The organism is Kitasatospora sp. NPDC001660, from assembly GCF_053596725.1.
This window is the reverse complement of sequence record NZ_JBSFGU010000062.1, coordinates 21,488-33,336: the sequence shown is the minus strand read 5'-3', so window position 1 is coordinate 33,336 and position 11,849 is coordinate 21,488. Positions and strand designations below refer to the sequence as shown.

The following is an 11,849-nucleotide window of genomic DNA, read 5'->3' as shown; positions in this document are numbered from 1 at the left end:
ATCTGTCCCACCCCGAGATCCACAGACACGACAGAACACAACCACAGTCACCGGCAGACCTCGCAACTACCCCACCAGTAACTGTGATTGCAGTACTAGGGCGTGTTTCGAAAGTGCTGGTCACAGCCACTCGTTGATGGCTGCGACCAGCACGGTCGCTTCGTAGCGGACGGCGAGTTTGTCGTACCTCGTGGCGACCGCGCGGTGGCGCTTGAGACGGTTGATGCCGCACTCCACTGCGTGGCGCTCCCGGTAGTCGTCCTTGTCGAACTTCGGCGGCCGGCCGCCGCGGGAGCCGCGCTTCTTGCGGTTGGCGATCTGGTCGCGCTTCTCCGGGATCGTGCAGCCGATGCGGCGTCTGCGTAGGTAGACGCGGTTCGCGCGGGAGCCGTACGCCTTGTCGGCGCGGACCTTGTCCGGCCGGGTGCGTGGCCGTCCCGGGCCGAGACGTGGCACACGGATGCGGCCCAGGACGACCTGGAATTGCGGGGAGTCGCCGCGCTGTCCGGCCGTGATCACGAGTGACATCAGCTTCTGCGCCTGCTCGACCGCCAGGTGGATTTTGGTGGTCAGTCCACCGCGGGAGCGTCCGAGTCCGTGGTCGTCGGGCTCGGTGAAGACGCCGCCGGGCGGTTCGACCTGCAGGTCCCCCTTTTGCGCGCACCGGCCGCGTGCTGGTGCGCGCGAGCGATCGTGGAGTCCACGGAGATGTCCCAGGTGATCAGGCCCCTCGCATCGGCCCGGGCCTGGAGCTGCTCGAGAATCCGGTGCCACGTGCCGTCGCGCTGCCAGCGGCGGAACAGCCCGTACACCGTCTCCCACGGCCCGTACCGCTCGGGCAGATCCCGCCACGGTATGCCCGTGCGGGTACGGAACCGTATGCCGTTGATCAGCTGCCGCTTGGCGTGCACCGGCGGCCGACCCGGCTTGATGCCGCGCGGCAGCAGCGGTTCCAGCACCGCCCACTGGGCGTCCGTCAGATCTCCCCGAGCCATGAAACGTGATCATCGCATGACCTTGATCCACTTCTGAAACTAGGCGGTGGGACTGTCGGCGGGTGGGGTGGACTTCGCGCAACCGATCGGTTGCGTGTTGTGAGTGAACGTGCAACCATCGGGTAGCGCATCTAACGGAGGTATGCACCATGGCTGCTGACAGCATCGAGCGTGAGATCGTCATCGCGGCGCCTGTGGAAAGGGTCTGGGAGGTATTGACCCAGGCCGAGTTCCTGGGCGCCTGGTTCGGCACCGGCGGCCCCGCCGAGGTCGACCTTCGTCCCGGCGGGAGGATGGTCTTCGACCACGGGGTGCACGGCACCCTTCCGGCCCGGATCGAGCGGGTTGAGCAGCCCCGGGTTTTCTCCTACCGCTGGTCACAGGGGGCTGCAGGGGAAGAACCGAGCGAGGCCAACGCGACTTTGGTCGAGTTCACCCTGAGCCCGGATGGTGACGGCACCCGGCTGCGCATGGTGGAGAGCGGGTTCGCCGACCTCGTCATTCCGGAGGAGGACCGGCGTGCCCGGTATGAGCAGAACGGTGCGGGCTGGACGCGGAAGCTCGCCGAACTCCTGCAGCACACCGAGCAGCTTCCGGTATGACACCCGGAGGCGAAGCGGTTGATGAGGTGCTGGGGGCGCTTGCCGATCCCATGCGGCGCAGGATTCTCGATGTCCTGGCCGTGCGGGGGACTGCCACCGCCACCACCCTGGCTGCCGAACTGCCCGTCAGTAGGCAGGCGGTGGTGAAGCATCTCGCGCTCCTGGACCGGGCGGGCCTGGTGACCGGGCACCGGTCCGGCCGCGAGGTCCGCTACGTCCTGGCCCCGCAGAGCCTGAAGGCGACCGCCCAGTGGATGGCGAGCCTGGCGGCCGACTGGGACCTTCGGCTGCAGGCGATCAAGCGTCTTGCCGAGTCCGCCGTCACCCCGGACACCAAGACCGACGGATACTGACCTCGGCGCTTCGAGGTGATTGGCCTGTTTGTGTAGCTGACTGACGGTCATTTGCGCGCTATGCCGTTGGTATGCGCTGTGCGGATGGGGGCGGGCTGACGGCGAAGGCACGTCAGCGCCGCGAGGCGGTGCGGCTGGAGGCCGCCGCGTTGTTCGACGAAGGTGTCCCGCCGAGGGAGGTTGCCCGCAGGCTACGGGTGACCGCGAAATCGGCCTACCAGTGGCACCAGGCCTGGCGGGAGGACGGCGTCGGGGCGCTGGCTTCAAGGCGCCGATCGTGCTGGTGTGGGACCGGCTGGACACCCACGTCTCCCACGCGATGCGCGACCTGATCGACGCGCGGGACTGGCTGACGGTGTTCGTACTGCCCGCCTATGCACCCGAGCTGAACGCGGTCGAGTACCTGTGGGCCCACGTCAAACGCAGTCTGGCGAACCTCGCCAGTGCCGCCCTCGACCGGCTCGAAGCCCTCGTCCGCAACCGCCTCAAGCGACTGCAGTACCGCTCCGACCTCCTCGACGGCTTCCTCACCGGGACCGGACTCTCCCTCGACCTCCCACCGCCATCACCTTGAAGCGCCGAGGTCAGTAGCGGCGGAGGTGGGCGGTTGACTGCCACTCGCGGCCGATCGAACGAAGCATCTGTGGGTACAGGACAAGCACCCGGAACGGCTTGATAGCTGCCATGTAGACGGTGCCGAGCAGTCCGTTCGGCTTGACCAGGACGGCCATCTGGCCGCGGTAGCCGCCGGCTTCGTCCGGAACCCAGCCGATGTGCAGGACCGAGTCCCCGGTCCGGTTGGTCGCCTCGGCTGCCCACTCGTCGTGTGTCTGGTAGACGGACGTGAGCGGGAGCGCGTGGTGGTCGGGGCCGCGGGCGCCCCGGCGAAGGTCCTCCGGCAGGCGGTCGCGCAGCGACCGCTCCCGGGCGCCGAGGGCGGTGTCCGGATCGTCCCAGCCGAACCATGCCCCGAGTTTCCAGCGGGCCGCCCAGAGCAGGCGATACCCGGGGGACGAGGTGTGGGATTGCTCGCCCTCGGCGAACTGGCGCACCAGGTGTGCGAGATCGTCGGGCCCACCCGGCGTCGGCAGCGCCCACACGTCTTCGACGCGGAAGTCGGGGGCGATCTCGTGGATCCGCCAGGGGCGGGAGGTGTGCGCGGTCGTGGGCAGTCGCATGTGCGGTCCCCATCTCTACGGTGGCGTATGCAGCTCGGCGCGCGCCCGGCGAAGGTGATCACCGCGCACTTCGGGCAGGTCGGCAGGCGGATCCCACCGGGTTGGTGCCGCTGCGCGGTCTGGCCGGCCGGTTCGCCGGGTTCCGGCGGTGTGACGCCGGAACCCGGCGGGTGAACGCGGGCGGGGTGGCGGGGTTGGGTCAGAACAGGCCGTTGTCGTGGGGGATGGTGGAGGTGTCCGGGATAGCGGGGGTGATGTCCCAGTGCTCGACGACCTTGCCGTCCTGGACGCGGAACAGGTCGTAGAAGGCGGTCGGAGTGTCGCCGAGGGCGCCTTCGGAGACGGTCAGGACGAAGTTGCCCTCGGCGATGACCTTGTGGAGCGTGTGGTAGGCCATGGCCTTGCCCTGCCCGGCGAAGGCGGCCATGCCCGCCCCCAGCCCGGCCAGGCCGTCGGCGATGTAGCGGTTGTGCTGGTCGTACTGGGTCGTGCTGATGTAGTCGGTGATGTCGCCCTTGCCCGCCAGGAAGACCTGGTTGATCAGGTCGGTGACCAGCGCGCGGTTGGCCTCGGTGCGGTCGGGGTCGGTGATCTCGGTGGGGCCGTCCGTCTCGCTGCGGCCGCTGGCGGTGGTGCCCGGGTCCGCCTGTGCCTGCAGGGCGTCCCAGTGCTCGACGAGCTTGCCGTCCTTGACCTTGAAGATGTCGAACGCGACGGTCGGCTTGGGCCCGAAGCCGTGGTAGGTGCCGTGCAGGGCGACCTCGTCGCCGTCGGCGATCACCCGGTGCAGTTCGTAGCGGAAGTCCGGGCCGAGGGAGGCGACCAGGGCACGGATGCCCTCGGGGCCGTCGGCGATGGTGGCGTTGTGCTGGATGTAGCCGGGGGCGACCCAGCGGTCGACGGCGCTGACGTCCTTGTCGCCGAACATCTCGCCGGCGGCGGTCAGGGTCAGTTCCTTGGCGGTGCTCATGTCGGTGCTCCTGGTGGTGCGACGAAGGGGTGGTTCAGGCGGCTGTGGCGGCGAGGTGCTGGTCGAGCAGACGGGTGAGGGTTTCGGCTGAGGAGACCGGGCCGCCCAGGCGGTCGACGCCGTGCGCGGTGTGCACGAGCAGGGTCGGGTAGCCCTCGACCCCCAGGCGACGGACCTCCAGGAAGTCCGCCTGCGCCTGGGCGCGGGCCTGCGGGGAGGCGTAGGCGGCGGCGACGGCGTCCGCGTCCAGGCCCAGATCGGCGGCTACGTCACGGTAGACCTGGACGTCGGAGAGGCTGCGGCCCTGGACGTACCAGGCGCGCTGGATCGCGGCGGCCGCGTCCAGGGCGTCTGCGCCGGGCTGGTCGCGCAGGGCGATCAGGCCCGCGGCCGCGTCGGTGGAGTCCGTCACCACCGTGCCCTCGGCGAGCATCCGCTGGTAGGCCTGGCCGAAGACGACGCCGGTCAGCTCGGCGATCCGGGCGTTGGCCCCGGGAATGTGTGGGTAGGCCGCGACCGGCAGCGCGCGGGAGCCGGTGAACAGGCCGCCGGACAGCACCCGCACCTCGATCCGGTCCCCGTTGGCCTTCACGAAGTCGTGCAGTGCCGGTCCGAAGCCGTAGCACCAGCCGCAGTAGGCATCGAAGGCGTAGGTCAGCCTGACCCGCCCGTCCGTGGAGGCGGTGGTGGTCATCACGGGGTTCTCCTGTTCCAGCACGGCAGGATGCGCCTTTTCCGACATCCTCACCCGCGCCTGGTCCGCAGTCGCCGCACGGTGAATGCCCCGCTCGGCGTCACTGAACTGGTTCAACACCACCGACGATAGGGGCGCGGACAGGACCCACCAAGGTACGCTGGCGACTGATGATGGTCAGAAACCGACACACCGCGCCTGCCGGGATCCCCGAGGTGGCGTTCGCCGCGCCCGCCGGTACACCGGCAGGCGTCGAGGTCATAACGCTGGCCGAACTGCGTGAACGCGCCGCCGGCGACAGTCTCACCACCCCCCAGCGGCCCGACTTCCACCACCTGCTGACCCTGACCAGCGGAACGCTGTGGCACACGGTGGACTTCACCGCGCACGCCATCCAACCCGGCCACTGGCTGTGGGTCAGACCCGGCCAGGTCCACCAATGGGGCGATCTCACCCACGCCGAGGGCGCCCTGATCCTGTTCCAGCCCGGCTTCCTCGACCCCGAAACCACCGCTGCCGCGCGCCTCGACGATCCGCACGCACCCGCTGTCCTGGTGCCACTCGGCGAGGACCACGACGCCCTGCACCGGGCTGCCGACCAGCTCGACCGCGAATTCCACACCCGCACCCGTCTGCCACCGGACCTGCACACCACCGTCCTGCGCCACCTGCTCGCCGTCCTCGTCCTACGCCTGGCCTACCTGACCGAACCGGCCGGCAGCCCCGCCCCCCAGCCCGGCGAGGCCTTCCTGCGCCTGCGCGACGCCGTCGAACGCGACCACACCCGCACCCGCCGTGTAGAGGACTACGCCCACACCCTGGGCTACTCCCCCCGGACCCTGTCCCGCGCCACCCTCGCTGCCGCCGGGCTCAACGCGAAGGAGTTCATCGACCGCCGCGTGGTCCTGGAGGCCAAGCGACTGCTCGCCCACACCGACCAGTCCGCCGCCCAGATCGCCGACCGCCTCGGCTTCTCCAGCGCCACCAACTTCAGCAAGTACTTCCACCAGCGCACCGGAACCACCCCCATCGCCTTCCGCACCACCACCCGCGGCCACAACCCTGGCTGACGTGGACAACGACCGACCGGGCCGGCTGCTCGGCCGAAGTCACGCCGCCCGCGACTCCACCAGGCGGTGGATGGGTCCAGTCCTCGACCAACGTCGAGAACCAATCCGGGCTCTCCGCCACCGACTGGCCAACGGCGGGGGCGGCCTTGGCGAGTGCCGTCGTGTCGCCATCGTCATCGATGCACGCCGCGGACACGAATGACCCTCATGCCTGACCCGGAGGGCCTCGGCGAGTCCGGCGGCGAGGCGGCGGCCCTCGGGCGGGGGAGGGGGCCCTGCCGGGAGACGCGTTCGCCGAGGGATGGGCCGGGGATGGAAAGGGTGGCGAGCCAGGGCGCGGGGGCGTCGGCGTCCGCGTCGAGGGCGGGTGCGGTGAATGCCGCAGCTGACCGGAGCCGACCCGGCATCCGTTCGAGTGCGGATCCGCTCCCTTGCCGGGGCCCGTCGGCTCAGGCCAGCCGCAGGACACTAGCGGCGGTCTTCCCGGCTCCGGCCGTGAGCGCGACGATCGGTAACGCAACGACTCAACCCGGATACCGCGGCGAGGTTCGGGCAGCCGCTGCGCCGTGCCGCGCGGCTGGCGCCCGCCCTACTTCGACGGGCAGTACCCCAACGGAACGTTGGTTGTCCTGGGCGGCGGCATCGCCTATGGGGTCGGCGGCAGTGAGGGCGGCGGCACGGACCGGGGCAGGCTGCTGCTCTGGTCGAGCGGGAGTAGCGGGAGCAGCGGGATACCGCCCTGGCGGGCCGCTGCGGCCTGCAGGTCGCGAGTCGCCTGGTCGGTGCCGAGGTCGCCCTCGGTGCCGAGCAGGTAGTCGGTGAGGAACAGGCGGACCGGTTCTGCCGGCACCGCCCACACGTCGGTTCCGACGCCGAGGACGAGAAGAAGCATGCCGTAGACGCGGTCCCGGCCGGGACCTAGCGAGGGCTGGAAGTAGGGCAGGTCAAGGGCTCGGGCTCCGTGACGGGCGTAGAAGCGCAGCCGCGCAACCGCATGGCCGGTGCTGGCCGCTGCCGTGGTGCGCCTCACGCACCCGCTCGGCCAGCACCAGGACGGCGGTGCGCACCTGTTTCACCGACTCGCGCAGCGCGCAGGTCAGCCGCCGTGCCTCGGCCTTGTCGACCGGGACGGCCGGCTCCTGGTGGTGCCGCGTCAGTGGCTAACGGGCGCTTGTTCCGGCTGTTTCGGCGCGTACGCGCAGCATGTGGTTGATGTCGCCGAGGCGGCCCCAGCCAGGGCTGTTCATGTTCTTGATGCCGGAGCGGATCTTGTCGAGAGCCGCCTGGCCGCGTTCGTCATCGCGCAGGGCGAGGCCTGCGGCGGCCTCCAGACGGGCGTCGAAGGACGGGTCCGCCAGATGGGTGGCGAAGACCGCGCGCAGTTCGGGAGTGTCGACAGCGGACGCGGCGAGCTTGTAGATGGCGTTCGTCCGGGTCACGGGCACGGGATCGTCGGCCAGGTGGATCAGGGCGGAGAGGGCGTCCTCGTGCTTGGCAGTGTTGGTGTGGAGGATCGTGGAGACGCACGCCCGGACCCTGGGGTCGGGGTGGTAGGCGTGGTCACGGACCGCCGCGACCGCGTCGACGGAGGAGTAGGAGGCGAAGGCGGCAATGACGATAGCGAGGGCACGGGGGTCCTGTTCGCTGTCCAGCAGCGGGCGCAGGAACTCCTCCGCCTCACGGGCGAAGGGAAGTTCCGTGTCGTCGTCCTCGTCGACGCGGATGCTGAACCCGATCGACAGGTGATTAATCGTGTCCAGTCCGAAGCGCCTGCGGTCGAGGTCGGACGCATCCTGGGCGGCTTCAAGGGCCCAGTTGAAGGTCTCCCAGTCGATCCGGCGCCCCAGGTGGAAAACCGAAACCCACCAGTCGTCGTGGTCGGGATCGGCATGCACCAGAGCGCGGGCCATCAACTCGTCCGGCGAGCAGCGGATGCCGAGCTCGGCCTCCAGATCGGTGATGACCGCCCGGTGCGCGGGTGGCGGCTCGCTCCCGGCCCCCACCCCGGATGCGAGTGCCTGCTGCGCGGCGCGCAGCGCACGCCGGTGCGGGCTGTCGCTGCTCAGCGCGTCACGGCTGCGGGACAGCAGGGCGTGCAGCACCCAGTACCGGCCGTTCTCGGCCGCCCACGTCACGGGGTCGACGCCGCCGTCCCAGAGGCGGGTCACGTCCACGTCCCAGAGGACCAGGTGGTCGACGACCCGGTCGCGTCCGGCCTCCGCAGCGGCGGCCAGCAGGGTCACAGCGTCATCGCAGGCCAGGTCGTCCGCGGTGGCGTCATGCAGGAGTTCGAGCGCCGCGTCGTCGTCTCCGCGTTCGACAGCAGCCAGTAGCAAGGGAAGATCCACCGGCCGATTGTGTCTGCGAACGGGACGGGGTGCGAATGAGTTTCCGGCAAGCCCGGCGTTGGTTTCGGCTGCGGTGCGATGGCTTGCCACCGCCCGGAACGGTCAAGGTCGTGTGGCAATTGGTCAAGGTCACCTGCCAGAGGACACCGGCTGCCACGGCGGCGTCCATCGTGGCGGCCAGGCGGGCAGCTCGCGCTTCAGGTCGCCGAGCACCGTGCGGGGCATCGCCGCGGCCAGCGCGCAGACCGCGATCAGTGCGATCCGCTCGCCCATCGACAGTTCGGGAATCCGGGCATCCAGTTCGAACGGTATGCGGACGACGCGGTCGTGCACTGCGCCAGCGAGAGCCAGGCCCGCCACGTGCTGGCGGCGCTCGCGAACAGGATGGAAGAAGTCGGGCTGCGGCTGCACCCCGACAAGACCCGGATCGTGTACTGCAAGGACGGGAACCGGCGGGGCTCGTACGAGCACACGTCGTTCACCTTCCTGGGGTTCACGTTCCGAGCCCGGGAGGCGCGGAACAGGAAGGGCGTGAACTTCACCAGCTTCCTGCCCGCGATCAGCAAGGACGCCCCGAAGAAGATCAGTTCGGAGGTCCGCTCCTGGCGGCTCCACCGGCGGATCAACCTCACCTTTGTCGACCTCGCCCGTCACATCAACCCGATGGTGCGGGGCTGGTTGCAGTACTACGGAGCGTTCTACCGCTCCGCGCTGCACCACCTCCTCCGGCGCATCAACGCCTACCTGATGCGCTGGATCCGCAAGAAGTACAAGCGGCTCCAGATGTTCAAGAAGGCCCATGCGTGCTGGAAGCGCGTCACGCGCCAGTACCCGAGGCTTTTCGCCCACTGGGCATGGACATCGAAGTTCTCGTGACTCGGCCTCGACCAGGCACAGCACCGGCACCAGCAGATGCTGGAACGGGCTGTGCAGAGCAGCATCCACGATCCGGTGCAGACGCGGGTGACCGGCGGCCAGCGCGGACAGAGCGCTGGAATCCAGAATGATCACGCGCTGCGCCTAGGGGCGACCTTGGCGCGCGTGTCCTCCGCGGCGATGCCGTAAACCCGCTGCAGCAGGTCCGGGCCCTGGTCCGGCTCCGTGTCGTGACCGGGCCTGCCACGGCGAACCGCAAAGGGAGCCGGGCGGCGACATCCGGTCGGACCGCGCGAAAGGTTGGCCTGGAGAGACTCCATCCGTTCCGATGTGAGGCCCGCCTGCGCGGCAGGCGGGTCTCACGCGCCTCCGGGGCGAGGCGCTCGGGCTGTGGCGAAGCGTTGCCCCGAGGCCGGAGCGGTGCGGCCGGGACCCGGTCGTCGTCCGGTCAGGGGTCTGTGGAGTGGCTGGGCGGCGCGTGGCGGTGCGGCTCGGCCGTGTGAGCGGGCGTCTGGCTTCTGTTCACGAGTTTGGGCAGCGAATGTTCAGCACTGCCGACAGCACTGTTGCGACTGGCGAAATCGAACAGTCGGGACGCTGCTCCCACTGACCGGTCCCGAGATCGGGGCGGCGGCATCGCTTGTCCGGACGATTCCGGCGGTGCCGGAGGAACATGGCCCGGTTAGTGTCGAGTCCAGTCCCGAACGATCTCGGAGGCTCCTGTGCCCGACCTCGACCACGCCGAGCTGGATCGCCGGGCCGCCGGAGTCGCCGAGCAGGTGGTGGCCTGGCGGCGGCACCTGCACCAGTACCCGGAGCTGCCCAACCGCGAGGCCGCGACCTCCAGACTGATCGAAGAGCAACTGCGCGCCCTCGGACTGGACCAGGTGCGCACCGGCATCGCGGGCCACGGGGTCGTCGGCGTCCTGCGCGGCGGCCGGCCCGGTGAGCGGGTCGTGGCACTGCGCGCCGACATCGACGCACTCCCGGTCAAGGACCTGTGCGGGGCCCCGTTCGCCTCCGACGTCGTCGACGAGGACTATCCGGGCGGCCCGTTCCCCGTCTCGCACGCCTGCGGCCACGACGCACACACCGCGATGCTGCTGGGAGCCGCCACCGTGCTGGCCGGCGTACGCGAGCAACTGCCCGGCACGGTGCTCTTCGTGTTCCAACCCGCCGAGGAAGGCCCACCGGTGGACGAGAGCGGCGGGGCGCGGGAAATGCTGCGTCAGGGCGCATGCGCCGACCCAGTCCCCACCATGGCCTTCGGCATGCACGTGGCACCACTGCCCAAGGGGTACGTGGGCTACCGCGCGGGCAACCAGTTCGCCGCCTCCAGCCTGATGAAGATCGTCATCACCGGCCGTCAGGTCCACGGCTCCACCCCCTGGGAGGGCGTCGACCCCATGCCCGCCGCCGGCGCGCTGCTCACCGGCATCGGCCAGCTCTACCGCCAGATCCCGGCTGCCGACCCGATCACCGTCACCATCGGCCACGTGGAGGACGTCGGGCGCTTCAACATCATCGGCGAGAGTGTCACGCTCTGGGGCACCATCCGCTGCTCCGTCGAGGCCGACATGGCCGAGTTGCAGCAGCGGCTGACCAGCCTGGCCGAGCACACCGCCGCCGCCCACCACTGCACCGCCACCGTCAACTACCTCCAGGATGTGCCCGCCGTGCACAACCGCGAGGAGTGGCTCGACGCCGGACTGCCGACGTTCCGCCGAGTCGTCGGCACGGACCGCGTCGTGCAGACCCCACCGACCCTCAGCTATGACGACGTCTCCGAGTTCGTCAACGCCTACGGCGGCCTCTACGTGCTGCTCGGCGTCCAGGACCTGGACTTCACCCCAGGGGGCGGGCTTGAGGCCACCCCCGGCGGCCGCGGGTTGGCCTTCAATCACAACCCCCACTTCTACGTCGACGACGACACCCTGGCCATCGGCGTCCGCTTGCATGCCCACGTCGCCCTCGACCACCTCACCGGCATGCTTCGTCCGTGAACCCGGGCCACCAGCGGTCGCAGCAACGAAACAGCATGAAGGAGCCGTGCTGTCGGAAGTGCTGAACATTCGCTGCCCGAACAAAGCCAGGCGTCAATCCGTTCCGGCAAAGGCGTCGTCATGGGTGTAAACGGGAGATCCGCACACGGATTGAGTGATGCTGGTCACGCCTGTGTCTTTGGGTGACTTGTCAAGTGCTCAACGGTAATGGTGATTTGCCTTGCGGCGTCTACCTAGCAAAGGCTACTGGCATATGCCTGGATCACTCCTTGTGTCCAGGAGTGATCTTTGCGTGAAATCGCATTGGCCCATCTGCGTGAACCGGGTGCTCTTTTGCTTGTCTGGTTGTGGGTCACAAGATTGGCCTCGGCGTACAGAAGTTGACGCCGACCCTGACCGAAAGAGTGCGAGCCCGGCGCCGGTCCCCCCGCCGGGGGTGCCCCTATGTGTTTGGTCAAGGTCCAAGACCAGTAGGTTCGTGCGGGCAAGGGCGGGCCGAGCCGTGGGGGTGTGCATGAGTGATAGCCAGGTCACGATCCAGCTGACGAGTGACGAGGCACTGGTGCTGTCGCACTGGCTGGAGAAGCTTCAGATGACGGACCTCAGCCGGGTTGTCGACGATCCGGCGGTCTGGGCGCCGATCCATCGGATCGCCGGAACGCTCGACAAGGCACTTCCTGAGCTGTTCGCATCCGACTATGACGAGCGGCTTGAGGCGGCTCGTCAGAGGCTTAGGCCGGAGGATTGACCGAGCGGTCTG

14 protein-coding genes and 1 pseudogene are annotated in these 11,849 nt (G+C 69.3%); 8 read left to right on the top strand and 7 right to left on the bottom strand.

The features are described 5' to 3' along the window. Positions 1 to 120 precede the first annotated feature (120 nt). A protein-coding gene (locus ACWCXH_RS36015) for an IS5 family transposase (RefSeq protein WP_449805722.1) occupies positions 121 to 995 on the bottom strand; the annotation gives its coding sequence in 2 pieces (ribosomal slippage) (positions 121 to 603 and positions 606 to 995; 873 coding nt in all). A gap of 149 nt (positions 996 to 1,144) precedes the next feature. On the opposite strand from ACWCXH_RS36015, the gene ACWCXH_RS36010 reads away from it, so the two are divergent. The 4 genes and pseudogenes from ACWCXH_RS36010 to ACWCXH_RS35995 form a co-directional block, all read left to right on the top strand. Then, on the top strand, positions 1,145 to 1,597 hold the full coding sequence (locus ACWCXH_RS36010; RefSeq protein ID WP_449805721.1) for an SRPBCC family protein: 453 nt from the start codon (positions 1,145 to 1,147) through the stop codon (positions 1,595 to 1,597). After that, positions 1,594 to 1,950, top strand: a complete 357-nt coding sequence (locus ACWCXH_RS36005) for an ArsR/SmtB family transcription factor (RefSeq protein ID WP_449805720.1) — start codon at positions 1,594 to 1,596, stop codon at positions 1,948 to 1,950. The genes ACWCXH_RS36010 and ACWCXH_RS36005 overlap by 4 nt, the downstream gene beginning before the upstream one ends. Before the next feature lie 71 nt (positions 1,951 to 2,021). Next, positions 2,022 to 2,282 (top strand): helix-turn-helix domain-containing protein, encoded by a 261-nt coding sequence (locus ACWCXH_RS36000; RefSeq protein WP_449805719.1) that lies wholly within the window; start codon positions 2,022 to 2,024, stop codon positions 2,280 to 2,282. After that, positions 2,216 to 2,524: pseudogene (locus tag ACWCXH_RS35995) on the top strand (transposase); the annotation flags it as partial. The gene ACWCXH_RS36000 and the pseudogene ACWCXH_RS35995, both read left to right, overlap by 67 nt. Before the next feature lie 10 nt (positions 2,525 to 2,534). Here ACWCXH_RS35995 and ACWCXH_RS35990 read toward each other — a convergent pair. The 3 genes from ACWCXH_RS35990 to ACWCXH_RS35980 form a co-directional block, all read right to left on the bottom strand. Next, a complete protein-coding gene (locus ACWCXH_RS35990; protein ID WP_449805718.1) occupies positions 2,535 to 3,128 on the bottom strand; it encodes a DUF2867 domain-containing protein in 594 nt (197 codons plus the stop codon). Positions 3,129 to 3,327: 199 nt separating this feature from the next. Continuing rightward, the gene (locus ACWCXH_RS35985; protein WP_449805717.1) at positions 3,328 to 4,098 is read right to left on the bottom strand and encodes a nuclear transport factor 2 family protein; all 771 of its coding nucleotides are present in this window, start codon (positions 4,096 to 4,098) and stop codon (positions 3,328 to 3,330) included. Positions 4,099 to 4,132: 34 nt separating this feature from the next. After that, on the bottom strand, positions 4,133 to 4,792 hold the full coding sequence (locus tag ACWCXH_RS35980; protein ID WP_449805716.1) for a DsbA family protein: 660 nt from the start codon (positions 4,790 to 4,792) through the stop codon (positions 4,133 to 4,135). A gap of 170 nt (positions 4,793 to 4,962) precedes the next feature. Here ACWCXH_RS35980 and ACWCXH_RS35975 point away from each other — a divergent pair, with 170 nt between their 5' ends. After that, entirely contained in the window at positions 4,963 to 5,862 is a 900-nt protein-coding gene (locus tag ACWCXH_RS35975; protein ID WP_449805715.1) for a helix-turn-helix domain-containing protein, read from the top strand. A gap of 646 nt (positions 5,863 to 6,508) precedes the next feature. On the opposite strand, the gene ACWCXH_RS35970 is transcribed toward ACWCXH_RS35975, so the two are convergent. The 3 genes from ACWCXH_RS35970 to ACWCXH_RS35960 all read right to left on the bottom strand — a co-directional run bounded on the left by ACWCXH_RS35970 (position 6,509) and on the right by ACWCXH_RS35960 (position 8,543). Beyond that, positions 6,509 to 6,754 (bottom strand): hypothetical protein, encoded by a 246-nt coding sequence (locus ACWCXH_RS35970; protein WP_449805714.1) that lies wholly within the window; start codon positions 6,752 to 6,754, stop codon positions 6,509 to 6,511. Positions 6,755 to 7,022: 268 nt separating this feature from the next. Beyond that, positions 7,023 to 8,210 carry a HEAT repeat domain-containing protein gene (locus ACWCXH_RS35965; RefSeq protein ID WP_449805713.1) on the bottom strand — a complete coding sequence of 396 codons (1,188 nt, stop codon included), beginning with the start codon at positions 8,208 to 8,210 and terminating at the stop codon, positions 7,023 to 7,025. A gap of 129 nt (positions 8,211 to 8,339) precedes the next feature. Beyond that, positions 8,340 to 8,543, bottom strand: coding sequence for a hypothetical protein (locus ACWCXH_RS35960; RefSeq protein ID WP_449805712.1), 204 nt, complete (start codon positions 8,541 to 8,543; stop codon positions 8,340 to 8,342). On the opposite strand from ACWCXH_RS35960, the gene ACWCXH_RS35955 reads away from it, so the two are divergent. From ACWCXH_RS35955 to ACWCXH_RS35945, 3 genes are all read left to right on the top strand, one after another. Further along, a complete protein-coding gene (locus ACWCXH_RS35955) occupies positions 8,538 to 9,086 on the top strand; it encodes a group II intron maturase-specific domain-containing protein (protein WP_449805711.1) in 549 nt (182 codons plus the stop codon). The genes ACWCXH_RS35960 and ACWCXH_RS35955 overlap by 6 nt on opposite strands. 722 nt (positions 9,087 to 9,808) lie before the next feature. After that, positions 9,809 to 11,089, top strand: coding sequence for a M20 metallopeptidase family protein (locus ACWCXH_RS35950; protein WP_449805710.1), 1,281 nt, complete (start codon positions 9,809 to 9,811; stop codon positions 11,087 to 11,089). A gap of 514 nt (positions 11,090 to 11,603) precedes the next feature. Further along, positions 11,604 to 11,837 carry a hypothetical protein gene (locus tag ACWCXH_RS35945; protein ID WP_449805709.1) on the top strand — a complete coding sequence of 78 codons (234 nt, stop codon included), beginning with the start codon at positions 11,604 to 11,606 and terminating at the stop codon, positions 11,835 to 11,837. Positions 11,838 to 11,849: the final 12 nt, after the last annotated feature.